The organism is Pseudomonas sp. MWU16-30322, assembly GCF_020515535.1.
Lineage (GTDB): Bacteria > Pseudomonadota > Gammaproteobacteria > Pseudomonadales > Pseudomonadaceae > Aquipseudomonas > Aquipseudomonas fluorescens_H.
In genome coordinates, this window is record NZ_JAIWYL010000003.1 from 21,160 (window position 1) to 44,897 (window position 23,738).

General features: G+C 61.6%; 20 protein-coding genes and 1 tRNA gene. 18 read left to right on the forward strand and 3 right to left on the reverse strand.

Features of this window, described 5'->3' with window-relative positions; genetic code table 11:
* Window positions 1-97 precede the first annotated feature (97 nt).
* The 13 genes from LCH64_RS05965 to pgaD all read left to right on the forward strand — a co-directional run bounded on the left by LCH64_RS05965 (window position 98) and on the right by pgaD (window position 14,986).
* Complete coding sequence (locus LCH64_RS05965; protein WP_226499742.1) at window positions 98-343, forward strand: DUF2789 domain-containing protein; 246 nt, start codon at window positions 98-100, stop codon at window positions 341-343.
* An 87-nt stretch (window positions 344-430) separates the two neighbouring features.
* Complete coding sequence (locus LCH64_RS05970; protein WP_103486194.1) at window positions 431-676, forward strand: hypothetical protein; 246 nt, start codon at window positions 431-433, stop codon at window positions 674-676.
* Between the two features lie 122 nt (window positions 677-798).
* Window positions 799-1,227, forward strand: a complete 429-nt coding sequence (locus tag LCH64_RS05975) for a MarR family transcriptional regulator (protein WP_045122246.1) — start codon at window positions 799-801, stop codon at window positions 1,225-1,227.
* Window positions 1,224-3,287, forward strand: coding sequence for an FUSC family protein (locus LCH64_RS05980; RefSeq protein WP_226499743.1), 2,064 nt, complete (start codon window positions 1,224-1,226; stop codon window positions 3,285-3,287). Before LCH64_RS05975 ends, LCH64_RS05980 begins: the two co-directional genes overlap by 4 nt.
* The gene (locus LCH64_RS05985; RefSeq protein WP_098966584.1) at window positions 3,284-3,493 is read left to right on the forward strand and encodes a DUF1656 domain-containing protein; all 210 of its coding nucleotides are present in this window, start codon (window positions 3,284-3,286) and stop codon (window positions 3,491-3,493) included. Before LCH64_RS05980 ends, LCH64_RS05985 begins: the two co-directional genes overlap by 4 nt.
* Window positions 3,490-4,392: an HlyD family secretion protein gene (locus tag LCH64_RS05990; RefSeq protein WP_226499744.1), complete on the forward strand. Its 903-nt coding sequence runs from the start codon at window positions 3,490-3,492 to the stop codon at window positions 4,390-4,392. Before LCH64_RS05985 ends, LCH64_RS05990 begins: the two co-directional genes overlap by 4 nt.
* Window positions 4,389-5,831: an efflux transporter outer membrane subunit gene (locus LCH64_RS05995; RefSeq protein ID WP_226499745.1), complete on the forward strand. Its 1,443-nt coding sequence runs from the start codon at window positions 4,389-4,391 to the stop codon at window positions 5,829-5,831. The genes LCH64_RS05990 and LCH64_RS05995 overlap by 4 nt, the downstream gene beginning before the upstream one ends.
* 93 nt (window positions 5,832-5,924) lie before the next feature.
* Window positions 5,925-6,560, forward strand: a complete 636-nt coding sequence (locus LCH64_RS06000; RefSeq protein WP_003220482.1) for a hypothetical protein — start codon at window positions 5,925-5,927, stop codon at window positions 6,558-6,560.
* A gap of 292 nt (window positions 6,561-6,852) precedes the next feature.
* Complete coding sequence (locus LCH64_RS06005; protein WP_226499746.1) at window positions 6,853-8,355, forward strand: YdgA family protein; 1,503 nt, start codon at window positions 6,853-6,855, stop codon at window positions 8,353-8,355.
* A gap of 259 nt (window positions 8,356-8,614) precedes the next feature.
* Complete coding sequence (pgaA, locus tag LCH64_RS06010) at window positions 8,615-11,095, forward strand: poly-beta-1,6 N-acetyl-D-glucosamine export porin PgaA (protein WP_226499747.1); 2,481 nt, start codon at window positions 8,615-8,617, stop codon at window positions 11,093-11,095.
* A gap of 12 nt (window positions 11,096-11,107) precedes the next feature.
* Complete coding sequence (gene pgaB, locus LCH64_RS06015) at window positions 11,108-13,105, forward strand: poly-beta-1,6-N-acetyl-D-glucosamine N-deacetylase PgaB (protein WP_103520838.1); 1,998 nt, start codon at window positions 11,108-11,110, stop codon at window positions 13,103-13,105.
* A 1-nt stretch (window position 13,106) separates the two neighbouring features.
* Window positions 13,107-14,462 (forward strand): poly-beta-1,6-N-acetyl-D-glucosamine synthase, encoded by a 1,356-nt coding sequence (gene pgaC / locus LCH64_RS06020; protein WP_103485244.1) that lies wholly within the window; start codon window positions 13,107-13,109, stop codon window positions 14,460-14,462.
* A complete protein-coding gene (pgaD, locus tag LCH64_RS06025) occupies window positions 14,459-14,986 on the forward strand; it encodes a poly-beta-1,6-N-acetyl-D-glucosamine biosynthesis protein PgaD (protein ID WP_003220491.1) in 528 nt (175 codons plus the stop codon). Before pgaC ends, pgaD begins: the two co-directional genes overlap by 4 nt.
* Before the next feature lie 31 nt (window positions 14,987-15,017).
* Here pgaD and LCH64_RS06030 read toward each other — a convergent pair whose 3' ends face one another.
* Complete coding sequence (locus LCH64_RS06030; protein WP_226499748.1) at window positions 15,018-16,541, reverse strand: FAD-dependent oxidoreductase; 1,524 nt, start codon at window positions 16,539-16,541, stop codon at window positions 15,018-15,020.
* Window positions 16,542-16,680: 139 nt separating this feature from the next.
* Between LCH64_RS06030 and LCH64_RS06035 the strand changes: the two genes are divergently transcribed.
* On the forward strand, window positions 16,681-17,241 hold the full coding sequence (locus tag LCH64_RS06035; RefSeq protein WP_003220497.1) for a YbhB/YbcL family Raf kinase inhibitor-like protein: 561 nt from the start codon (window positions 16,681-16,683) through the stop codon (window positions 17,239-17,241).
* Between the two features lie 171 nt (window positions 17,242-17,412).
* Entirely contained in the window at window positions 17,413-17,685 is a 273-nt protein-coding gene (locus LCH64_RS06040) for a hypothetical protein (protein WP_226499749.1), read from the forward strand.
* 77 nt (window positions 17,686-17,762) lie between these two features.
* On the opposite strand, the gene LCH64_RS06045 is transcribed toward LCH64_RS06040, so the two are convergent.
* Window positions 17,763-17,839 (reverse strand) — tRNA-Arg (locus tag LCH64_RS06045).
* A 445-nt stretch (window positions 17,840-18,284) separates the two neighbouring features.
* On the opposite strand from LCH64_RS06045, the gene gabD reads away from it, so the two are divergent.
* The 3 genes from gabD (at window position 18,285) to LCH64_RS06060 (ending at window position 22,542) form a co-directional block, all read left to right on the forward strand.
* Complete coding sequence (gene gabD, locus LCH64_RS06050; RefSeq protein ID WP_226499750.1) at window positions 18,285-19,727, forward strand: NADP-dependent succinate-semialdehyde dehydrogenase; 1,443 nt, start codon at window positions 18,285-18,287, stop codon at window positions 19,725-19,727.
* Window positions 19,728-19,912: 185 nt separating this feature from the next.
* Window positions 19,913-21,190 (forward strand): 4-aminobutyrate--2-oxoglutarate transaminase, encoded by a 1,278-nt coding sequence (gene gabT, locus LCH64_RS06055; RefSeq protein ID WP_003220503.1) that lies wholly within the window; start codon window positions 19,913-19,915, stop codon window positions 21,188-21,190.
* Window positions 21,191-21,330: 140 nt separating this feature from the next.
* Window positions 21,331-22,542, forward strand: coding sequence for a response regulator (locus tag LCH64_RS06060; protein WP_003220504.1), 1,212 nt, complete (start codon window positions 21,331-21,333; stop codon window positions 22,540-22,542).
* Window positions 22,543-22,679: 137 nt separating this feature from the next.
* Here LCH64_RS06060 and LCH64_RS06065 read toward each other — a convergent pair whose 3' ends face one another.
* On the reverse strand, window positions 22,680-23,669 hold the full coding sequence (locus tag LCH64_RS06065; RefSeq protein ID WP_226499751.1) for a sensor domain-containing diguanylate cyclase: 990 nt from the start codon (window positions 23,667-23,669) through the stop codon (window positions 22,680-22,682).
* Window positions 23,670-23,738 lie beyond the last annotated feature (69 nt).

A 23,738-nucleotide genomic window follows, 5' to 3' on the forward strand; every position in this document is an offset into this window, starting at 1 on the left:
GAGCAAGCCCGCTCCCACAGGTTGACCGCAATCCCCTGTGGGAGCGGGCTTGCTCGCGAATAATCGCCCATCCACCGCATTCTTGAAGGAGTCCTCCATGGAACAGCCCACCCACAGCCTCCCATCCCTGTTCGACCAACTCGGCCTGAGCAGCGACCCGACCAGCATCGAGCAATTCATCGCCACCCATTCACCACTCAAACCCGAGTTGCACCTCGCAGACGCGTTTTTCTGGAGCAAGAGCCAGGCGGATTTTTTGCGCGGCGAGATTCTTGATGATGCGGATTGGGCGGAGGTGGTGGATCAGTTGAATGTGTTGTTGCGCAAGGGGCGGGTTTTGTAGGACTGAAGTAAAACCTTATTACAGAATGTCCGCAGGATCCCTATCGATGTTGGAGTAGCTTGCCAATTCAACAATCCGGAGCCGTCGATGCAATCATTTTTGCCAGTCAGAACAATTGATGTTGACGCGCTTGGGGACTGTATTGAGGCAGTGATCGAAAGCATCTCCAACGGGCCTGTCGAGTTTCGGGAGCACGACACAACAGTGGCTGTGCTGATTTCGCCAGAAACTTATGAAGCGATCCTGAATAAGCTGGATGATTTCGATTTGGTGTCAATCACACATTCGCGCAGGAACGAAGTAGGGGTAGCCATCGAGCTGGATGAACTATAGAAATTCTCTGCCGAGAAGATTTGTTTCAAAACTTGACTGAAATTCCCCGCCAATGCGATATTGATAGTTAGCAAACTAACAGTGTGCATTTTCCCGTGCCGAATTCCCTCGACGCTCTCCAGATGAACATCAGCAGTGCCATGGTGGTGGCCGCCAGGCATTGGCGGAAGATCTGCCAGACCACGCTGGTCAACTATGGAATCTCCGAAGCCTGCGCCGTGCCGTTGTTGATGATCGGGCGGTTGGGCGAGGGTGTGCGTCAGGTGCAAGTGGCGCAGGCGGCCGGGATGGAGAGTCCGTCGCTGGTGCGCCTGCTCGATCAGTTGTGCCACGCCGGCTATGTCTGCCGCACCGAAGATGCGCAGGATCGTCGGGCCAAGTGCCTGAGCCTGACCGACACCGGCCGTGAGCTGGTGCAAGCGGTGGAAAGTGAACTGGTACGTCTGCGTCATGAGGTGCTCGAAGGCATCGACCAGAGTGATCTGGAGGCTACGCTTCGGGTACTGCGAGCTTTTGAGGCGGCCCATCCGCCTGTGGTGATCAATTCTTGAACGGTTTTTTCTCCGGCATTCCTCCGGCCCGGGACTGGTTCTACGGGGTCCGCACCTTTGCAGCGTCGATGATTGCGCTGTACATCGCCTTGCTCATGCAAATGCCGCGTCCGTATTGGGCGATGGCCACGGTGTATATCGTCTCCAGCCCGTTTCTCGGCCCGACCAGTTCCAAGGCGCTGTACCGCGCCATTGGCACCTTTCTCGGGGCGGCGGCGGCGGTGCTGTTCGTGCCGATGTTCGTGCAGAGTCCGTACGTGTTGGTGGTGGTCATCGCGCTGTGGACGGGGATCCTGTTGTTCCTGTCGCTGCACCTGCGCACGGCCAATAACTACGCATTGATGCTCGCCGGTTACACCCTGCCGCTGATTGCCTTGCCGACCGTGGATAACCCGTTGGCGGTGTGGGACGTGGCGGAAGCGCGTACCGAAGAGATTTTTCTCGGCATCGCCGTGGCGGCGGTGGTCGGCGCGATGTTCTGGCCGCGCCGTCTGGCGCCGGTATTCAACGACGCGGTGGGCAAGTGGTTCGCCGACGCCACCACCTACAGCCTGAAGTTTCTCAGCCGCGACGTGCAGCCTGAACAGATCACCGCGCTGCGCATGGCCATGGTCGCCAATTTCAACAGCCTCGAATTAATGATCGGCCAGTTACCCCACGAAGGCGCCCGGCCGCAAACCGTGCGCAACACCAAGGAGCTGCGCGGGCGGATGATCCACCTGTTGCCGGTGATCGACGCTCTGGAAGACTCGCTGTATGCCCTTGAGCGACGTACGCCGGAGCTGGTGGAAAAATTTGCCCCGCTGCTGACCGCGACCCAGGAATGGCTCGGTCATAAAGATGCCGATCTGGACCGCTGGCAGGCGCTCAAGGATCAACTCCAGGCCCTGCAACCAAGCTGCGAGGCGCTGGACGATCGCAAGCAATTGCTGTTCTCCAACGCGATTTATCGCCTCGGCGAATTCATCGATCTGTGGCAGGACTGCCGCAGTCTGCAGGACGCGATTCTCTGCGAGCGCCAGGACAGCTGGCGTGCGGTGTACCGGCACTGGCGCCTCGGGCGGCTGACGCCGTTTCTCGACCGCGGGATGATGCTGTATTCGGTGGCCTCGACCATTCTGGCGATCATCGTCGCTTCGGTGCTGTGGATTCTGCTTGGCTGGCCGGACGGTGGCAGCGCGGTGATTCTGGCGGCGGTAGCGTGCAGTTTCTTCGCCTCGATGGACGACCCGGCGCCGCAGATCTACCGGTTCTTTTTCTGGACCGGGATGTCGGTGCTGTTTGCCAGTCTCTATCTGTTTCTGATTCTGCCGAACCTGCACGATTTTCCGATGCTGGTGCTGGCGTTTGCGATTCCGTTCATCTGTGTCGGCACCCTGACGGTGCAGCCACGGTTCTATCTCGGCATGCTCCTGACACTGGTCAACACCTCTTCTTTCATCAGCATTCAGGGCGCGTACGACGCGGACTTTTTTGCCTTCGTGAATTCCAATCTGGCCGGGCCGATGGGCCTGTTGTTCGCGTTCATCTGGACGTTGGTCACCCGCCCGTTCGGTGTCGAACTGGCGGCCAAACGTCTGACCCGTTTCAGCTGGAAGGACATCGTGCGCATGACCGAGCCGGCGAACCTCGCCGAGCACCGGCAACTGGGCGTGCAGTTGCTCGACCGTTTGATGCAGCACCTGCCGCGTCTGGCCATGACCGGTCAGGACACCGGGATCGCCATGCGTGAAGTGCGCGTTGGGCTGAACCTGCTCGACCTGCTGGCCTACACGCCGCGTGTGGAAGGTGCACCGCAGGCATTGCTGCGGCAAGTGGTGGCCGAGGTCGGCGATTATTTCCGCGCTTGTCTGAAGGCCGGCGAACGCCTGCCGGCACCGAGCCCGCTGCTGATGACCATGGACCGCACGCGCCGTGCGCTCAAAGGTCACGGTGACGACGAAACCCGACTAAACCTGTTGCATGCCCTGAGCGGTTTGCGCCTGGCGCTGCTGCCCGGCGTGGAATTCGTCAGCACAAGCGATGCCGAAGAACCGCTGCCCGATGGAGCGCCCCTATGATCGGTGATCTGGATATCAGCGGGATTTTCCTGCCGACCCTGCTGGTGTTGATGGGCATCACCTATGTGTTGTTTCTGCTGGTGCATGGCGTGCTCACGCGCCTGCACTTTTACCGTCTGGTCTGGCACCGGGCATTGTTCAACGTGGCCCTCTACGCCGTGATGCTGTACGGCGTGGACTCACTCAGTCGATACCTGATGACATGAAAAAACCGTTTCTGACTATCGGTCGCGTGGTACTGACCCTGCTGATCGTGACTTTTGCCGTCGTCCTCGTCTGGCGCATGGTGATGTATTACATGTTTGCGCCGTGGACCCGCGACGGCCACATCCGTGCCGACATCATCCAGATCGCCCCGGACGTGTCCGGGCTGATCCAGCAGGTCGAGGTCAAGGACAACCAGTTGATCAACCGCGGCCAGGTGCTGTTCAGCATCGACCAGGACCGTTTCAAACTGGCCCTGCGTCAGGCGAAGGCGGCGGTCGCCGATCGCGAAGAAACCCTGGCCCAGGCGCAGCGTGAAGCCAAGCGTAACCGTGGGCTGGGCAATCTGGTGCCGGCCGAACAACTGGAAGAAAGCCTGTCGAAAGTGGCCCGGGCGCAATCGGCGCTGGCCGAAGCGCTGGTGACGGTGGACAGCGCCCAGCTCAACCTGGATCGCTCGGTGATCCGCAGCCCGGTGGACGGTTACGTCAACGACCGCGCGCCGCGAGTGCAGGAATTTGTCACCGCCGGGCGGCCGGTGTTGTCGGTGGTCGACAGCAACTCGTTCCACATCGACGGCTATTTCGAAGAAACCAAACTCGACGGCATTCATGTCGGGCAGTCGGTGGACATCCGTGTGATCGGTGACAAGGCCAAGCTGCGCGGGCATGTCGAAAGCATCGTCGCCGGTATCGAAGACCGTGACCGCACCAGCGGCAACAACCTGCTGCCCAACGTCAACCCGGCGTTCAGCTGGGTGCGGCTGGCGCAGCGGATTCCGGTGCGCATCGCCTTTGACGAAGTGCCGGAAGATTTCCGCATGATCGCCGGGCGGACCGCTACCGTGTCGATCATCGACGATCAGCCACGCGACGACCACAAACAGGAGCCCGCGCAATGAACAGGGCCCTGATGATCGCCGGGTTGGGCGTGATGCTCTCGGCCTGTCAGATGGTCGGGCCGGACTATCACCTGCCCGCTGACGCGGCGGTGCAGCGCAAGGATTTTCAGGGCGAACTGGCGGTGGAGGGCAAACCGGTGGTGTCAGCGCCGGTGCCCGCCGACTGGTGGCGGCTGTATCGCGATCCGCGTCTGGATCAACTGGTGCAGCAGGCCATGGCGTCCAACACTGACTTGCGCGTGGCGGCGGCGAACCTGTCGCGGGCGCGGGCCCAGGTCGATGAGGCCGAAGCGGCGGGCGGCTGGAGTGCCGGGGTGAAGATGGGCGCGCAGCGCTTGCAGGAGTCCGGTCAGGCCTACCTGCTGACGGAAAAGGTGCCGGTGGCCAACGTCGGCGATATCGGCATCAGCGCCTCTTACCAGTTCGACCTGTGGGGCACGCTGCAGCGCGGGATCGAAGCCGCCAAGGCCAACGCCGATGCGACCCAGGCCGCCGCCGACACCGCGCGCATCACTCTGGTAGCGGACGTGGTTCGCGCCTACACCCAGGTGTGTGCCGCCAATGAAGAGCGGGAAATCGCCCAGCATTCCCTCGACCTGCAATCGCAAGGCACCACCCTGATCCAGCGCCTGCGCGATGCCGGGCGTGGCGATGAAACCCAGGTCACCCGTTCGCAAACCCAATTCAAGTCGTTGCGCGCCGACATGCCGCGCTATGAAGCGGCGCGTCAGGCCGGGCTGTTCCGCCTGTCGATGTTGCTGGCGAAACCGGTCGATCAGTTGCCTGCCGGCACCGCCACCTGCGCCGAACTGCCGAAAATCGCCCAACTGGTGCCGGTCGGCGACGGTGCGGCGCTGCTCAAGCGTCGGCCTGATGTGCGTCAGGCCGAACGTCGCCTCGCCGCCGCGACCGCCGGGATCGGCATCGCCACTGGCGAGCTGTACCCGGACATCAGCATCGGCGCGACCATCGGCACTGTCGGTATTATTTCCGACCTTGGCGATCCGTCGACCAACCGCTGGGGCTTCGGCCCGTCGTTGAGCTGGAAGGTCCCGACCAACGGCGCCCGCGCCCGTATTCGCGAGGCGGAAGCCAATACCCAGGGTGCGCTGGCGCACTTCGATGGCGTGGTGCTCAACGCCATCCGCGAAACCCAGACCGGCCTGGCGCAGTACACCGCGCTGCTGCAACGCCGCGATGCGCTGGCCGATGCGGAACAGTCGGCGAAACTCGCCGCCGATCAGACGCACCGCTTCTTCCAGGCCGGGCGTGAGTCGTTCCTCGCAGACCTGCAAGCGACCCGCACCTACACCGACGTTACTGCGCAACTGGCCGCCGCCAACACCCAGGTTGCCATGAGCCAGATCGATTTGTTCCTCGCGCTGGGCGGCGGTTGGGAAAGCGGACGAACGCAAGCCTCAAGCGCCAGCAAACCCTGAAGCCGTTGCTATGCTTTGAAGTGTTGGAAGGGTGCCCTGAGCACGGCGCCCTTCCAGCGCACATTGCTAGCGCTGGTCTAGGGGAAACCAATAATGAAAAACCCTTACGCTCTCGGCTTCTGGTGCGCCCTGGTAGCGCTGGTGCTGCTGTCGGCCACCTATTTCTACGGCATCATGCTGGCCCATCAGATCGATAAGGCCATGGTCTTCCTCGACAGCGCCACGGCGTTGATCGCGGTGATGGCAATCGTCGTCGTGGCGTGGGCCTCGGTCCAGGTGCAGCGAGTCAAGAAAAGACAGCTTGAACAAGGCAAGACCCTGGTGCTGATCTGGGACACCAAAGTCGCTCTGCGTCGGGTCGAAACCGTATTCGATCGCTACTTCTGGGGCAGTTACTGGCAACCTGGACGTACTTTCGCCGAAGTCATGGGCGAGCTCACCGGCACCCCGCTGGAAAAAAGCCTCGAAGCCCTGAAAAAGCAGTGTCTGGAACTCGACAAGCAGATTGCCGATGAAGGCTGGCACTGGCTCAACAATGCCCGCGAACTATCGGATGTCGCCACGGCCATGGCCCGGGAGCGTTATCAACTGGATTTCTGCGACCCGCGCGCCGAGGGACCGGGCGCAGCGGTGATCGATCGGGATTTCGAAGTGCTGGTGTATACGTGGACGGCGCGGTTGAAGAGCTTTGATCATCAACTCGATGAGATCGAGGTTCAGTATTCCTGATCTTCTGCGAATCCAGTGGCCCTATCGCGAGCAGGCTCACTCCTACAGGGGAACGCATTTCAATTGTAGGAGTGAGCCTGCTCGCGATAGCGTCCTCAAAAACACTGCAACTCTCCCCGCCTGTCAGCTGTCCACACTCCCCATAGACACTCTTTAACCTTTAAACATTGGGCCGCCTCGCGCTGCCAGTGCTAATCTCCACCGCTAATTTCAGCGGAGTCGAGCCGCGACCCGGTCACGGGTTCAGGGAAGACGACCACATTTTCAGCCACGGACATTGATCAGGTCATTCATGAATAAATCAGCAGGCGTGCTTCTCGGGATTGTTGTAGCCATCGGTGCCATCAGCGCCGGCGGGGCCTGGTACACCGGAACCAAGATCGAAGGCGTGCTGAACAACGCCGTCACCAACGCCAACAAAGAGCTGCAGACCGCGATGGCCGGCTCCAATGGCACCGCATCGCTGGAGCTGGTGTCGCTGGAGCGTCACACCTTCACCAGCACCGCGCACTACCGCCTCAAGGGCGAGGGCGAGATGTTCGGTGACAAGCCGGTCGAGCTGCTGTTCGTCGACCATATCGAACACGGCCCGCTGCCGTTCTCGCGTCTGGTATCGCTGAAGTGGCTGCCGGTCATGGCCACCAGCAATTACGAGCTGGAAAAGAGCCCGGCCACCGAAAAATGGTTTGCCGCCACCAAAGGCGCCGCGCCGCTCAAGGGCGTGACCAACATCGGCTACGACGAATCCACTACCAGCAGCCTTGAGTTGCTGCCACTGGAAACCGCGCTGGACGAGCAATCGAGCCTGAAATTCTCCGGCCTGACCATGAACATCTCCGCCAGTGCCCAGGCGCAGAAGGTCAAGGCTGACGGCTACATGGACAATCTGAAACTGGTCACCGTCTCGCAAGATCAGGCGCCGGTGCAGATCGAACTCAACGGCCTGACCCTGGCCAGCAACCTGACCAAGAGCAGCTACGGCTACTACACCGGGGAAAACACCCTGGAGCTGACCAGCAGCAAAACCACTTTCGGTGCCAAACAGTCGGTGCTGGGCGTGAAGAACTTCGAAATGAAGAACCTCACCGAAGAAAACGGCAGCAACGCCTCCGGCCGTGCAGATTACCAGATCGGTGAAGTGTCGCTGAACGACAAAAAGATCGGTTCGGCGCAACTGGCCATGAGCCTGAAGAACCTCGATATCCCGTCGACCCTGTCGTTGATGCAGATCTATCAGACCAAACTGCAGCCTTACGAGAAGGCTGCTGCTGATGCCGCTGCCGCTGGCCTGCCAGCTCCGGAGCTGAATCTGACCGAGGCGGAAAACGCGCAAGTCAAATCCGATCTGCAAAAACTGCTGGCCGCCGGCCCGCAACTGGCCCTGGAAAACCTGTCGCTGAAAACCGCCAACGGTGAAAGCCGCGCCAATCTGGTAATCGACCTGACCAAACCGGCCTCGATGGACATGCCGCCGGATCAACTGGTCAAACAGTTGATCGCACTGCTCGACCTCAATGTGCAGGTGTCCAAGCCGATGCTGGTCGATCTGCTCAGCGTACAGGCGCAAGTCGATGGCCAGACCGATGCCAAAGCCATCGTCGATCAGGCCAGCGCCGGCGCCGACATGTTTGCCAGCATGGCAGTCGGTTCGCAGTTGGCGACTCTCGACGGCACCAATGTGGTGACCAAACTGCACTACGCCGCCAACCAGGTGGAGTTCAACGGCCAGAAGATGACCGTGGAACAGTTCGTCGGCTTCCTGATGAGCAAATTCGCCGGGGTTCAGATCCAGTAACACCCGCGCGTTCCAAAAGCGACGCCCGGCCTCTGTGCAATGCAGACGCCGGGCGTTTTGCTGTCTGGCATCAGGCTTTGCTCAGGTTGGGGGCAGACGCTGCGTCACGAATCTGAACAATTATTGTGTTCTGAATATTGGTCTACGCTTGCATGCAAGACTGCCTGACTAAGCTTGGCCGAGTGCTCTCGACTCGGCCGCCGTTACTAATGGGCAAGGGGGCATTGCGACCCGGCTGGCCATGTAAGGATGCTGACGAATGCCGCGTATTGATGTGCCTGTTCTACATCGTGGTTTACGCCCGTTGTTTCGTGTCGCGCTGTGCAGCCAGTTGCTCTGGCCGGCACTGGCGTTTGCCGATACGCCCTATGATCAGATGGTGCGTGATGCCCGTGCCGGGCAGACCACGCCTGCGCTGAATGTGCTGCGTCAGGTGCCACCCGGGCAATCGACCACCGGCCAGATCAGCGATCACCTGCAGATCGCCAGTTGGGCGGGCCTTGATGCCGAAGTGGTGCAGGTCTATGAGACCCAGGGTCGCGACCGTGCGCTGCCGGTGCAGGCACTGACCGCCACGGCCCGTGCCTATCGCAACCTCAAGCGTTGGGATCAGGCAATCCAGGTCTACAACAAAGCCCTGGCGCTGGAGCCGAGCAACGCTGATCTGCAACTGGGGCTGGCGCTGACCCAGGCCGACTCGGGCAAACCCGACGAAGCCGTCGCCCGCGCCAAAGCGCTGGTCGCCGCCAAACCCGATGATCCGACTCGTCGCCTGGCGCTGGGCTATGCCCTGACCCGCGCCGGCAAGCAATACGATGCCCTGTTTGAATATGATCAGGCGTTCATCCGCGCCGGCAGCAAACCGGACGTTGCCCGTGAGTATGTGGTCGCCCTGCAAAAGGCGCGTCTGCCGGAGCCGGCACTGCGTCTGGCCAACCAGCGTCCGGGCCTGATCGACCCGGTAACCCTGCGCCGCCTCGAAGGCGACCTGGCCGCCGAGCGTGTGCGCCTCGCCGAGTTCGCCACCCGCAGCGAAAAAGAGCGCTATGTCATCGCCGACCGCGCGCTGGCCGACTACGACAAGCTGCTCGCCACTTGGACCCCCGACGCCAGTGCCCACGACGACGTGGTTCGCTGGCGCATCGACCGCATGGGCGCCCTCAAGGCGCGGACGCGAACCGCTGAAGTCATCAGCGAATACCAGAAGCTGCAAGCCGAAGGCGTGAAGGTCCCGACCTACGCCTTGCGTTGGGTCGCGGCGTCGTATCTGGATCAGCGCCAGCCGGAAATCGCCACCGATCTGTACCGTCAGGTGCTGGCGGCACCTGACGCCGATCCGGGGGATCGTCTGGAAGACACCACCGCCCTGTATTACTCGCTGCTGGAAAGTGATCACCCCGAAGAGGCCCGCAAGGTTGCGGATGATCTGGCCAAGTCAGAGAAGCCACGGGTCGAACTCAAGGGCCTGCCGATCGGCAACCCCAACGACGAATGGATGGACGCTCAGCAACTGGCCGCGCAGGCCGGGACGTACGGCGCCGACCTGCCTCACGGCGAAGAAGGCCTGCAAGCCCTGGTCGACCAGGCGCCGGGCAACGTCGGCTTGCGCGTGGCCCAGGCGGATCTGTATCTGGCCCGTGACTGGCCGCGCCGCGCCGAGAGTCAGCTCAAGGAAGTCGAGAGCATGGTGCCGCGCGACATGAGCCTGGAACTCGCTCAGGCGCGCACCGCCATGACCCTGCAGGAATGGCGGCAAATGGATGCGCTGACCGACGACCTCGTCGAGCGTTTCCCTGACAATCGCCAGGTGCAGCGCGCCGAGCGTGAGCGTGAAGTGCATGACATGTCCGAACTGCGCGTCGAAGCCTACGGCGGCAAAGCCAATGGCGGCGGCAGCAGCGGCGCCGGCGCGGTCAGCGGCAGCCGTGATTTCGGCATCCAGAGCACGCTGTACAGCCCGCCGATCGATGAAGACTGGCGGGTGTTCGTCGGCGCCGGTTATGCCACTGGTGATTTTGCTGAAGGCACCGGCACCGACCGCTTCCAGCGCGTGGGTCTGGAGCGGCGTACCCGCGACATGACCCTGGAAGCCGAAGTTTCCAACCACGACTACGGCTATGGCGACAAGCAAGGCGCGCGCGTGGCGATTGCCCGCGACATCAACGACAACTGGCAGTACGGCGGCAGCTTCTCCTATCTGTCGGCCGAGACGCCGTTGCGTGCGTTGAACAGCGATATCAAGGCCAACGGCGGCAACGCGTTCATCCGCTGGCGCGCCAACGAAAGCCGCGAGTGGAAACTCTCCGTCAGCCCATCTCACTTCAGCGACGGCAACAACCGCGTCGAAGCCTTGCTCACCGGGCGCGAGGGCGTCTACAGCACGCCGCACGTGCAGGTCGACGCCGGTCTGGAGGTCGGCACCAGCCACAACTCCAACTCCGAAGACGTGCCGTACTTCAACCCGAAGGCGGACTTCAGTGTGATGCCCACGGTCAACGTCAATCACGTGCTGTACCACCGCTACGAAACCTCCTGGAGCCAGCAGTTCCAGGCCGGTGCGGGCACCTACAGCCAGCGTGATTACGGTACTGGCGGCATGGCGATGCTCGGTTATGGCCAACGTTATGCCTGGAACGACGTTTTCGAGGTGGGCGGCTTGTTCAGTGTGATCAACCGGCCCTACGACGGCGATCGGGAAACCGATCTGCGTCTGCTCGTCGACCTCACTTTCCGCTTCTAGAAGAGTTTGAAGATGCCTTTGATTTCGCGTTTCATCCTTCTGCTGGGAGTGCTGCTGGTCAGCGCCTGTGCCCAGCAAGCCCCGGCCTTCGCGCCGCCGTCGGAACGACCGCTGGCGGCCAGCGAAAAGCCGTGGCCGAAAAATCACGTGCTGGGCATTGCTTATCACGACATCGAAGACCGCGATCCGGATCAGGCGGTGGTGGCAGTACGCACCGAGCGCATGATCGAACAACTGGCCTGGCTGCGCGAGAACGGCTACAAGCCGGTGACGGTCGACCAGATCATGGCCGCCCGCAAGGGTGGGCCGGAGCTGCCGCCGAAGGCGATTCTGCTCAGTTTCGACGATGGTTATTCGAGCTTCTATACCCGCGTGCTGCCGGTGCTGCGCGCCTACAACTGGCACGCACTGCTCGCGCCGGTCGGCACCTGGATCGATACACCCTCCAACCAACGGGTGGATTTCGCTGGCGATATGCGTCCGCGTTCCGAATTTCTGACCTGGGACCAGGTGCGGGAAATCTCGCAATCGGGGCTGGTGGAAATCGCTGCTCACACCGACGCGAGCCACAAGGGCATCCTCGCCAACCCCCAGGGCAACCTGCAGCCGGCGGCCGCGACCCGGCGTTATGATCCGGTGACCAAGCGCTATGAATCGGAAGATGATTTCCGCGCACGGATTCGCAACGACGTGGTGACCATTTCGGAAAAAATCCGCAAGGTCACCGGCAAGAAGCCGCGCGTCTGGGTCTGGCCTTACGGGACGGCGGATGGCACTTCGCTGACGGTGATTGGCGAAGAAGGCTATGAATTGGCTCTGACGCTCGACGACGGCCTCGACGCTCTCGACAACCTGATGAGCAGCCCGCGCTTCCTCGTTGCCTCCGATCCTGACGGCGAACACTTCGCCAACAGCATCGTCGCGGTGCAGTCGGATTTCACCATGCGCGTGGTGCATGTGGATCTGGACAATGTCTACGACCCTGATCCGGCGCAGCAGGAAATCAACCTCGGCAAACTGATCCAGCGCATGGCCGACATGGGCGCGAACACCGTGTTCCTGCAGGCCTTCGCCGATCCGAAGGGCGACGGGCTGGTGCACTCGCTGTACTTCCCCAACCGTCACCTGCCGGTACGTGCCGACATCTTCGACCGCGTTGCCTGGCAACTGCGCACTCGGGCGCACGTGAAAGTGTTCGCGTGGATGCCGGTCCTGAGTTTCGGCCTCGATGCGAAGCTGCCGCGTGTCACGCGCTGGGATCCGAAGACCGGCACCACTTCGGTCGATCCGGGCCAGTATCAACGCCTGTCGCCATTCGATCCGCAAGTACGGCGGATCATCGGTGAAATCTACGAAGACGTGGCGCGCCTGACCTCGGTCGACGGCATTCTTTATCACGACGACGCGGTGCTCTCGGACTTCGAAGATGCCAGTCCGCAAGCGCTGAAAGCTTATGCAGCACACGGTTTGCCGGGTTCGATTGCCGCGCTGCGCGCCGATCCGGCGGCGATGCAGCGCTGGACGCGCTTCAAGAGCCAATACCTGATCGACTTCACCAACGAGCTGACTGCCAAAGTCCGGGCTATCCGTGGCCCACAGGTGCTGACCGCGCGCAATATCTTCGCCGAACCGGTGCTCAATCCCGACAGCGAAGCCTGGTTCGCGCAGAACCTCGACGACTTCCTCGTGGCCTACGACTGGACGGCGCCGATGGCCATGCCGTTGATGGAAAAACAGACCCAGGCGCAATCCGGCCCGTGGCTCGAAGCGCTGGTGGCAAAGATCAAACAGCGCCCCGGCGCCCTGGACCGCACAGTTTTCGAATTGCAGGCCCGCGACTGGACGAAAAAGGATCAGGCCGACATCGACGGTGCGCAACTTGCCGACTGGATGGGCCGGCTCAAGCGTCAGGGTGCGACCAGTTTCGGTTACTACCCGGACAACTTCCTCGACAACCTGCCGGACCTGAAAACCGTAAGGCCTGCGCTCTCCAACAAATGGAACCCATGACATGCTGGATAGACTGTTAGCCCTGCTTGTTCTGGCGCTCGTCCTCGGCGTGCCGCTGGGGTTGATCTTCCTGGTCACCGGGCAGTTCCTGATGGACTTCGTGTTCTTCTACCCGTTGTTCATGTCCGGGCTGTGGATTGCCGGCGGCCTGTATTTCTGGCTGCACTGGGAACGCCACTGGCCGTGGAAGGACGACACCCTGCCACCGCCACTGGAAGGCGAGCCGCTGATCTCGATCCTGATCCCTTGCTACAACGAAGGTGAAAACGCCGCCGACACCATTCATGCGGCGCTGGCCCAGCATTACCCGAACATCGAAGTCATCGCGATCAACGACGGCTCCAAGGACAACACCGCCGAAGTGCTCGACCGGCTGGCCAAGGAAGACCCGCGGCTGCGTGTGCTGCATCTGGCGGAAAACCAGGGCAAGGCCGTGGCCCTGCGCATGGGCGCCATCGCTGCGCGCAGCGAATATCTGGTGTGCATCGACGGCGACGCGCTGTTGGCGCCTAACACGGCGGCCTATCTGGTGGCGCCGATGCTCGACAACGCGCGCCTCGGCGCGGTGACCGGCAACCCGCGAATCCGCACACGGTCGACGCTGGTCGGGCGAGTGCAGGTTGGCGAGTTCTCATCGATCATCGGGCTGATCAAGCGCACGCAACGGGTGTTCGGGCGGATCTTCACCGTGTCCGGCGTGATCGTCGCGTTCCGCCGTACGGCGCTGAACCGGGTCGGCTACTGGAGCCCGGACATGATCACCGAAGACATCGACATCAGCTGGAAGCTGCAACTCGATCACTGGAGCATCTTCTACGAACCGCGTGCGCTGTGCTGGATCCTCATGCCGGAGACCCTGCGCGGCCTGTGGAAGCAGCGCCTGCGCTGGGCGCAGGGTGGCGCCGAAGTGCTGTTCAAGAACATCCGCGGCATCTGGCAGTACCGCCATCGTTATCTGTGGCCACTGCTGTTTGAATACTGCCTGTCGACCGGTTGGGCGTTCACCTTCCTGCTGTCGGTGATTTTCTGGGCGATCGGCAAGTTCGTGGTCATGCCCGACGCCATCGCCGTACACCACCTGATGCCGCCGGCGTTCACCGGACTGTTGCTGGCGTTCGTCTGTCTGGTGCAGTTCGCGGTCAGTATCGTTATCGACCGGCGCTACGAACCGGGGCTGGGCCGAACCATGTTCTGGGTGGTGTGGTATCCGCTGGTGTTCTGGTTCATCAGCCTGCTGACCACGCTCGTCAGTTTTCCCAAAGTGCTGTTCGGCCAACATCAGAAGCGTGCGCGTTGGGTCAGTCCTGACCGGGGTATCAAACCGGCCGGAGACGACGAAGAGGAGGTCATCAAATGAAAATCATCCGGACCCGCCAGCGGCCATTTCTGGTGGTCGTCGATGTGATCCTCACCGTGCTGGCCTGGGTTGGCCTGCTGTACCTGCTGATTCGCGGGTTGTGGCCATTGATCGAGACGCACGCCGGCGGACCGCGCATCGACAGTTCGGCGTTCGAGGCCCTGGGTACGTTGGAGATTTACCTGTGGGTGGCGCTGGTCAATGCGGTCATTCTGATTGGCTGGGCGCGTTATCAGCAGCGCAAAAGCCGAAGCTTCGCGCAGCGTCGATTACCGGCACCGGTTGTCGATGACGAAGGCCTGAGCAAGAGCTTCAAGATCTGCGATGACCGCTTGCAGCAGCTGCGCACCCCCGGGGTGATCACCATTCATAACGACCAGGAGGGCGATGTCAGCCGTGTCGTGCTGAACTTCAGGCCAGTCGAGGCCACGGAACTGCCACCGCCGCTGGCGCCGCTGGAGCATCCACGGGTGATCTTTCTGCACTCGGAAGACGATGACAATCGCGGGCCGACGGCTCACTGAACGGCTCACGCAACCTCGGCAGGAGCTGTATTCACCCGCGAATCAGCTCCCACGCTTCTTCCATCTCCAGCGGTTGCTTCATGCGTTCGGCGAGCATGGCCATCTCCCGCTCTTTCTCGCACGCCACGGCGGCCACGACGACGCCGTTTCTGCCGAACAGGCCAAGGAACGGTGGCTGTTCCGGCTCGCCGATGAACTCCACTTCATCCCAATGTTCGGCGTGGCCCAGGTAGTCGTAGTTCTTGCCAAAGTGCCAGGTCCAGAAAAACGGTACGTCCAGATAATGTTCGTCAGCGCCGAGCATGTTGGCGGCGGCAATGCGCGCGTGTTGCTGGGCCAGGCGCCAGTGTTCGATGCGTTGTGGCTGGCCGTTCAAGGGAAAGGTCGCGATGTCGCCAATCGCCCACAGGCCTTCAGCGACGCGCATGCCGGCATCGACCCGCAATGACTGATCCTTTTCCCTGGGCAACGAGGCGAAGGCCTCGGTGGCCGGATGCACGCCGATCCCTGCCAGCACCAGATCCGCCTTCACCCGCAGGCCATTATCCAGCACCACTGCCTCCACCTTGCCTTCACCAACGATTTCCCGCGCTTGATGCTCAGCGATGAACTTCACCCCGTTTTTTTCGTGAAGTGCACGGATCGCTTTGCCCACGGCTTCGCCGAACTGCGCGGCGAACGGTACCTGGTGCCGCGCCAGCACGGTCACTTCGAGGCCGTGCTGGCGCAACGCCGAAGCGCATTCGAGGGCGATAAAGCTGTCGCCGATGATTACCGCGCGTTGCTCCGCCTTGGCTGCGCTCATAATCTGCCCGGCTTGCGCCTTCGAGCGCAGGACAAAGACTTGCGGCAGATCGGCGCCGGGCAGCTCCAGTGAATTGGGCACAGCACCGGTGGCCAGCACGGCCGCGTCGTAACGCAGGGATTGGCCCTCGCGCAGGTGCAGGATTTTGCCGTCGACATCGATTGACCGGACTTCGTCCTGAAGGCGTTCGATGCGTTGTTCGCGGTAAAAATCGTCATCACGCAGCGGCGGGGTTTCGCTGACTTGCATCTCTGCGGCGAGGACGAATTTGCTCAGCACCGTACGGTCATAGCCGGCATCGGGTTCATGGTCGATCATCACGACGCGGCCACCAAAGCCCTTTTCCCGTAGCGCCGCCGCACACGCCGTGCCTGCCGCTCCGGCACCGACGATCACAAAGGTCCGCGCATCATCGGCCGGTGGAACATGCGGATCGAATATCGGCTGATCATCCACCCAGACTTCATCACCACGCATTTCCAGCGGATAACGCTTGAGGCTGTCCAGGGCCGGCGGTTCGCACAGTGCACCGTCCTCGGCGCGGAACGCGGCTTTGTGCCACGGGCAGATCAGACGACCATGGCACAGCGCTCCGTCAGCCAATGGCGCACCGGCGTGTGGGCATTCGCCCTGAAATGCACGTAATTGGCCGGCGACACGCAACAAAACCAGCTTGCAGTCGCCGATCTGCACCGGCAGGCCACGGTCTTCAGGGACATCGGCGAAACGGGCGACACGGTGCAGGCTCATGTTCGTGCTCCTGGCAGGTATTTCTCTTACGAGTTTGCGGCGCAGTGCGAGGTTCAGCCAATTGCTACTGCCACGGCACGAACGGTACGGCTATAGTTTGCAAGCCGACGAAGGCCCAACTGCACAAGGTGCTCCCGGAATGACCCGATTGACCTCTCTAAACCCTTGGCTGGCGGCCGTCGCCGTCGCCCTTTGCGTGCAGTTTCCGGCGCAGGCGGCCGAGCGCTTTACCCTCGACATCCCCGGTGTCTCGGACAACCGCCTGTTCACCTCGGCCGCAGCGAGCGATGCGGCGGGCTGTGGCGGCAAGAACCAGTCGCCAGCGCTGGCCTGGAATGCGGGCCCTGCCGGTACCCTGAGCTACGCGATCGTCATGCACGATCCGGACGGCCAGAAAGGCCTGGGCGTCGATCACTGGATTCACTACGGCATCAAGGCCACCACCCGGCAGATCCCGGCCGGTGTCGGCGCCAAATCCAACCTGGAAGGCGTGGGCGGTACCAACACCAAAGGCACCACCCACTACATCGGGCCTTGCCCTCCGGTCGGCGACAGCGCCCACCACTACATCATTCAGATCTACGCCCTCGATCTGGCCCCGGACGCCTTGCCCGCCGGCCTGACCCGCGCCGAGCTGATGGACAAAATCAAAGGCCACGTACTGCGTAACAGCAGCGTGGTGCGGCGTTATCACCGCTGAAACTAATTTCAGCGGCGTTTAACCCGATCTGAAGGGGCTGCCTGCCTCAGTGGATGAATGATCACGTTCATTCACTGAGGCGGGCAGCCCCATGTTTCGTTGCCTGCCTTTACCGCGACGCCTGTGCCGCGAACAAATCCGCTGCCAGCGAGCGGATGAATCTCCAGCCATTTGGCATTGCCCGGCAAAAACGCGCACTATCGGGCCATGGCTGAAGCGCTGGAGAACAAAGTGGCACCAAAAATCGACCGCATCGCCCAACTCCTCAACTGCCCGCAGAAGGGCGAGGAGATGCGGCGAGCGATTACCGAGGCTCGCAAGGAGTTTCTGCTGAACCAGTCGGAAGAAGACGTCGTGGAAGAGGACGAGGTTTTTGAGGAGGTTGGGGAAGATCAGGAAGACGAAGACGACGATTACGACGAGTTTGACTGGACGACGGAGTGACCGCCGCCAGAGGACTGCGTTGCGCCCACAAAAAAGCCCCGGACCATCACAGTCCGGGGCTTTCTCGTTTCAATTCATGGCGCACCAGGCGGGATTCGAACCCACGACCCCTGCCTTCGGAGGGCAGTACTCTATCCAGCTGAGCTACTGGTGCAGCGGGCGACATCATACCTAGGTCGGCTCGGGGCGTCCATGCCGGGTTTGGGCGGGTTTTGTCAGTGCGCGTGTCGGTGCGCAGACGCTGCATTCCTTAAAGCTGTAACGTCCTGCAAAACCCTCGCTTGGCGCTTTTTCCCGGCTGATCTATGGTTTGGCTGCGGCCGGGGGTTTTTGCTCGTTGATCTGAAAAAACCAGCAAACGCTGGGTTTTTGTTCTTTTTTTCGAACGGCCTATTGTCCTTTAACCCCTTTGCTCCTACGATCCGTTTGAGATTTCAAACGCTCTTTGATCGGGTGTTGAGCCGCACGTGTTTGCAACCGTGCGCTATTTAGAGGTTTCAGCCCGGTCCATGATTTCCCTGACGGCAGCCTTGCGAGGCGCCTTTCTACAATCATAATTTTGCTCCGCGCAGGCCGCGGTGCTGTTAAGGAAAGCCGACATGCAGCTTAAAGATACCCAGTTGTTCCGCCAGCAAGCCTTCATTGATGGCGCTTGGGTCGATGCGGACAACGGTCAGACGATCAAGGTCAACAACCCGGCCACCGGCGAAATCCTCGGCACCGTGCCGAAAATGGGCGCCGCCGAAACCCGCCGTGCCATCGAAGCCGCTGACAAAGCGCTGCCGGCCTGGCGTGCACTGACCGCCAAGGAGCGTGCAGGCAAGCTGCGTCGCTGGTTCGAACTGATGATCGAGAACCAGGACGACCTCGCGCGCCTGATGACCCTCGAGCAGGGCAAGCCGCTGGCTGAAGCCAAAGGCGAAATCGTTTACGCCGCTTCGTTCATCGAATGGTTCGCCGAAGAAGCCAAGCGCATCTACGGCGACGTGATCCCGGGCCACCAGCCAGACAAGCGCCTGATCGTGATCAAGCAGCCGATCGGCGTGACCGCCGCGATCACCCCGTGGAACTTCCCGGCGGCGATGATCACCCGTAAAGCCGGTCCGGCGCTGGCCGCCGGTTGCACCATGGTGCTCAAGCCGGCGTCGCAAACCCCATTCTCCGCTTTCGCCCTGGCCGAACTGGCGCAGCGCGCCGGCATCCCGAAAGGTGTGTTCAGCGTGGTCTCCGGCAGCGCCGGCGACATCGGCAGCGAGCTGACCAGCAACCCGATCGTGCGCAAGCTGTCCTTCACCGGTTCGACCGAAATCGGTCGTCAGTTGACGGCGGAATGCGCCAAGGACATCAAGAAAGTCTCGCTGGAACTGGGCGGCAACGCACCGTTCATCGTGTTCGACGATGCGGACCTGGATAAGGCCGTCGAAGGCGCGATCATCTCCAAGTACCGCAACAACGGCCAGACCTGCGTCTGCGCCAACCGTCTGTACATTCAGGATTCGGTCTACGACGCGTTCGCCGAGAAGCTGAAAGTGGCGGTGGCCAAGCTGAAGATCGGCAACGGTCTGGAAGAAGGCACCACCACTGGCCCGCTGATCGACGAGAAAGCCGTGGCCAAGGTGCAAGAGCACATCGCTGACGCCGTGGCCAAAGGCGCCACCGTGCTGGCCGGTGGCAAGCCGATGGAAGGCAACTTCTTCGAGCCGACCATCCTGACCAACGTGCCGAAAGATGCCGCTGTCGCCAAGGAAGAAACCTTCGGCCCGCTGGCACCGCTGTTCCGCTTCAAAGACGAGGCCGAAGTGATCGCGATGTCCAACGACACCGAGTTCGGTCTGGCTTCCTACTTCTACGCTCGCGACCTGGGCCGGGTGTTCCGTGTGGCTGAAGCCCTGGAATATGGCATGGTCGGCGTCAACACCGGGTTGATCTCCAACGAAGTCGCGCCGTTCGGCGGCATCAAGGCGTCGGGCCTGGGCCGTGAAGGCTCCAAGTACGGCATCGAGGATTACCTGGAAATCAAATACCTCTGCCTGGGCATCTAAGCCGGGAAAGGGATCGCTGCAAACGCAAAGGGCACGAGAGCGCTGTCCCTTTGCGTCGTTTCAAACCGGAATTTTCTCTGCGGCCGGAAACGCCGTGGCAGTCGATCATCGCATGCTGCCACCGCCGATTCCTCCCGCTTAATCCTTGAGCCACGCCGCCCGATGAGCGGTGAATGAGGACTGTAATGAGCAAGACTAACGCTGAACTGATGGCCCGTCGTACCGCAGCTGTTCCACGTGGTGTTGGCCAGATTCACCCGATCTTCGCTGAATCGGCAAAGAACGCTACCGTGACTGACGTTGAAGGTCGTGAATTCATCGACTTCGCCGGCGGTATCGCTGTGCTGAACACCGGCCACGTGCACCCGAAAATCATCGCGGCCGTGACCGAACAGCTGAACAAGCTGACCCACACCTGCTTCCAGGTACTGGCCTACGAGCCGTACGTTGAGCTGTGCGAAAAGATCAACGCCAAGGTGCCAGGTGATTTCGCCAAGAAAACCCTGCTGGTGACCACCGGTTCCGAAGCCGTGGAAAACGCCGTGAAAATCGCCCGTGCCGCCACTGGCCGTGCCGGTGTGATCGCCTTCACCGGCGCCTACCACGGTCGCACCATGATGACCCTGGGCCTGACCGGTAAAGTCGTGCCTTACTCGGCCGGCATGGGCCTGATGCCAGGCGGCATCTTCCGCGCGCTGTACCCGAACGAACTGCACGGTGTGAGCATCGACGATTCGATCGCGTCCATCGAACGCATCTTCAAGAACGACGCCGAGCCGAAAGACATCGCCGCGATCATCATCGAGCCTGTGCAGGGTGAAGGTGGTTTCTACGTCGCGCCGAAAGAATTCATGAAGCGTCTGCGTGCCCTGTGCGACCAGCACGGCATCCTGTTGATCGCTGACGAAGTGCAGACCGGCGCTGGCCGTACCGGCACCTTCTTCGCCATGGAGCAGATGGGCGTTGCTGCCGATCTGACCACCTTCGCCAAATCCATCGCTGGCGGCTTCCCGCTGGCTGGTGTCTGCGGCAAGGCCGAATACATGGACGCCATCGCTCCAGGCGGCCTCGGCGGCACCTACGCCGGTAGCCCGATCGCTTGCGCTGCGGCCCTGGCCGTGATGGAAGTGTTCGAAGAAGAACAACTGCTGGACCGCTGCAAGGCTGTCGGCGAGCGTCTGGTGACTGGCCTGAAGGCCATTCAGGCCAAGTACCCGGTGATCGGCGAAGTGCGTGCCCTGGGCGCGATGATCGCAGTCGAGCTGTTCGAAAACGGCGACAGCCACAAGCCAAACCCGACTGCCGTTGCGGCAGTCGTGGCCAAGGCGCGTGACAAGGGCCTGATCCTGTTGTCCTGCGGCACCTACGGCAACGTGCTGCGCGTACTCGTACCGCTGACCTCGCCGGACGAGCAACTGGACAAAGGTCTGGCGATCATCGAAGAGTGCTTCTCGGAGCTGTAAGCCCGGCACTGTGTGATCGGCTCGACAAAAAACCCGCTTCGGCGGGTTTTTTTACGTCCCTTGAAACACATCAGGCGCTTTTGCGCTGTATCGAAAGGCCAGCATTGGCTAAGGTTCAGGCATTGCAAGGGAGAGCGCGCATGACTGCCGTTGATTTACCCGCCGTACCTCGGGTGCTGATTGCCGAGGCTGACCCATGGTCTCGTGACCTGCTCAAACAAGTGCTGCTCAATGTGCGCTGCGATGCGCGACTGGATCTGTGTGCCGACGGCCAGCAAGCGCTGTCGTTGCTTAGCGAAGTGCCGTATGACCTGGCCATCGTCGATTGGGAGTTGCCGGGCATCGACGGTCTGAGCGTGCTGCGCAGCGTGCGTCAGCGCAAACGCAATCCGCCGCTGCCGTTCATTCTGATGAGCAGTCGTAACGACAGCGCCAGCGTGCGCGAAGCCATACCCTTGGCCCCGACGGCCTACCTGACCAAACCGTTGAACATGGAAAGCCTGACCGAGCGGCTGCAGGGTTTGCTGCTGAACGCGGGTGAAGAGGTGTTCTGCGAAGTGCCGACGCTGGCGCCGGGCATGACCTTGTCGGTGTTCCTCGAGCGACGCCGCGAGCAGGCCGACGGTGCGCCGTTGATGACCGATGTGCAGGTGGCGGTCAAACGCAGCCTCAATCCCAATGGCCTCGACCTGAAGCTGCTGGAAGAAGAGATCCGTACCGATCCGCAGATCACCGCCGTGCTGATCGCCGCCGCCAACAGCGCGGCGCAGCATCATGGCGCAGCGGTACAGACCCTCGGGCAGGCGCTGCATCGCCTCGGCACCGGGCAGAGCATGAACCTGATCCTCGGCCTGGCGCTCAAACGCAGCGCCAAGCTCAGTGACCCGTGCCTGGCGGACTACGCCGAGCGCTACTGGGGGCTGTCGCTGCACACCGCGGAATACGCGCGCACGCTGGCGCGCCTGCTCGATCTGGATCAGGAGCGTTGCTACTGCGCCGGTATGTTGCATCGTCTCGGTGACCTGGCGTTGCTGCGCTGTTTGCAGGAGTGGCAGCAGGCTGGTGGCGCACTGGATGAACTGGAGGAAGTCGGCGAGGCGCTGGCGGAATTCGGCGCGGCCTACGGTTCGGCGTTGCGCACACGCTGGCGCTTGCCGCTGGAGCTGCGGGAGCTGATTGCTTCGGTTTACCAGCTCGGTGGCGGGGTGTATTCCCGTGAGGCGCTGGTGATGAACATGGCGGCGCAAATGGCCCGTCTGACCGAGCATGAGGGCGTTGAAGAGCTGGCGAAGAGTCGTACGGCGCGGCTGCTGAAGATCGGGCTGCCGGAATTGATGCGGATGCGTAAGTAACCGGATTTGCATAAACCCCTGTGGGAGCGGGCTTGCTCGCGAAGGCGGTCTATCAGCACCACAAATGCTGAATGACCCAACGCCTTCGCGAGCAAGCCCGCTCCCACATTGGATCTCTGGGTGGCTGAAATTCTTGATCAGGCAGAGATGATTCGGTTCTTGCCCTGACGCTTGGCCTCATACATTGCCGCATCCGCCCGGGCGAACAGGCTGTCGAGGCTTTGGTCTTCGTCCTTGAGGCTGGTCAATCCCTGGCTGACGGTGATGCTGAAGGTCTGGCCGTCGATATTGAAGCTCAACCGTTGAATCTCCTGCTGCAGCCGCTCGGCCACCTGCATCGCCATGTCCGGTGCGCAAGCGGGGAACACGGCGGCGAACTCCTCGCCGCCGATGCGTCCGAACAGATCGCCGCGGCGTAACGACCCGCGCCCGCACTCGGCGATGCGCTGCAGCACATTGTCACCTTCCGGATGGCCGTAGCTGTCGTTGATCAGCTTGAAGTCATCGATATCCAGCAGCAGAAAGGCTAGAGGCGCACCTTGCAGGCGCGCCTCTTCGAACTCGCGGTTGGCGCATTCGAAGAAATGGCGGCGGTTGCTGCTCTGGGTCAGCACGTCAGTGGTGGCCAGACGTTGCAGCTCGGTTTCCATGTGCTTTTTGTCGGTGATGTCCTCGGCGATACCGACGATGATCACCGGTTGCCCAGGCTCATCCTGACGATTGATGAAGCACTTGTCGCTGAGCCAACGGACCTGGCCGTCGGCGGCGATGATCCGGTATTCGCGGTCTTCCACTGCGCCTTTGTGCAGCACTTCGGCAAGGCTGCGTTCGGCGTAGTCCAGGTCGTCGGGGTAGATACTGTCGCGCCACTGGTTATAGTCGGCCAGCAAGAGCCCTGCGGAGCGACCGAAAATCCGCTCGTAGGCCGGGCTGACATACAGCACCTGACGGGTTTCCCAATTGAAGGCCCAGAGTACCGCGTTGACGCTCACCAGCAATGAGCTGAACAGCTGTTCGCGTTCGCTCAGGCGCGCCACTTCACCTTGGGCGTGCATCAGTGCCATCAGGGTTTGCGCGGCTTCGGGCCACTGCGGGAGGGATGAGTCTTTTTGATTGTTGTTGACCATCGGCACTTATCTCAAAGGGCGTGCCGCAATATCGACAACGGCCACAGTACTGCCCGCCGGGGTGGCGAA